Source organism: Reyranella soli (genome assembly GCF_007992495.1).
Taxonomy (GTDB): domain Bacteria; phylum Pseudomonadota; class Alphaproteobacteria; order Reyranellales; family Reyranellaceae; genus Reyranella; species Reyranella soli.
The window spans coordinates 1-955 of sequence record NZ_BKAJ01000378.1 but is presented as its reverse complement, the minus strand read 5'-3'; the positions used below and the strand labels follow the sequence as shown (position 1 = coordinate 955).

2 protein-coding genes are annotated in these 955 nt (G+C 56.2%); both read right to left on the bottom strand.

Features of this window, described 5'->3' with window-relative positions:
• Positions 1-13: 13 nt before the first annotated feature.
• Positions 14-349, bottom strand: a complete 336-nt coding sequence (locus RSO01_RS46875) for a Cif family virulence factor (protein WP_147157494.1) — start codon at positions 347-349, stop codon at positions 14-16.
• A gap of 41 nt (positions 350-390) precedes the next feature.
• The gene (locus tag RSO01_RS46870; RefSeq protein WP_147157493.1) at positions 391-891 is read right to left on the bottom strand and encodes a hypothetical protein; all 501 of its coding nucleotides are present in this window, start codon (positions 889-891) and stop codon (positions 391-393) included.
• Positions 892-955 lie beyond the last annotated feature (64 nt).

The window sequence follows — 955 nt, the reverse complement described above, 5'->3', positions numbered from 1 at the left end:
AGCAGGGGCAACGTCACCGGTACTTGCCCATCCCGAGTGCCGCGTCCGATCCTAAGGGCCAAGCCTGATCGACACTAACCTCTACGCGATTCATTCCCGCCTTAAATGCGCCCTCGTAGTACTTCACAGGATCCGGCTGTGGCCCCGTCGGATTGACGAGGATGCCGCCAGTCGCATACAGCGCACCTAAACCGGCCGCATCCTGCTTGTTGAAGCTCTTCACGTATGCGGAGACGAACTGGTCCAACTGGTTCTTGACGTCTGCATCTTGAGCGAGTGCTGGCACAAGAGCGACGATCATGAAAAGCAACGCGCATGCAAAAGCAAACCCAGCTTTCATGACAGCCATACTTGCCTCCACGTTCTCCTAGGTCGAAATCTGCGGCCGTATCAGGGCAGCTTGTAAGTGCCGGTTAGTTTTGTGCTTCCGACGACCACGCCTTCTGGCGGACCTCGGTGGGAGCGACGCACGACATCCCATCCTCCGGTGACGCCAGTATATTTTCCGGTACCGCCAACTATGGTCTGCTTGGTCGCAACCGTGCCGGCATTCGCCGAAACAAGAGACAAAGTCGTGTAAAACTTCTCACCGACGAGGTCAGCAAGTTCGCAGGTGCCATATTCGAATTCAACCTTACCCTTTGCTGTCCGACCGCACCCTATGCATCGCCCAGTTACACGGTCTCCGAAGCTTTTGGGCTTGTCCGAAACTAACCCTACCGTGCTTTCAGCAATCCATTGGACAAGGTCTTGTCCCATGGACACGGACTTGAGCGTGCCCTGATAGATGCCCTTGCGGCGATGTTGCCTTCCTTTGGCAACGCCGATTGCGCGCTCGATGGAACTGAAACGCAAAGCAACGCGGACGCACCCAGGCTCGCGGCGAGCCATTCCCTTGTGATCATGTGACGCCCCCTCGTTATCCGCACAACAAGCCTAGCAGTTTGCTGAAAAA

What these genes read in the sequence shown, in the direction of transcription:
- RSO01_RS46875 (WP_147157494.1), bottom strand. Translation starts at nt 349, where the DNA reads ATGGCTGTCATGAAAGCTGGGTTTGCTTTTGCATGCGCGTTGCTTTTC.
- RSO01_RS46870 (WP_147157493.1), bottom strand. Translation starts at nt 891, where the DNA reads ATGGCTCGCCGCGAGCCTGGGTGCGTCCGCGTTGCTTTGCGTTTCAGT.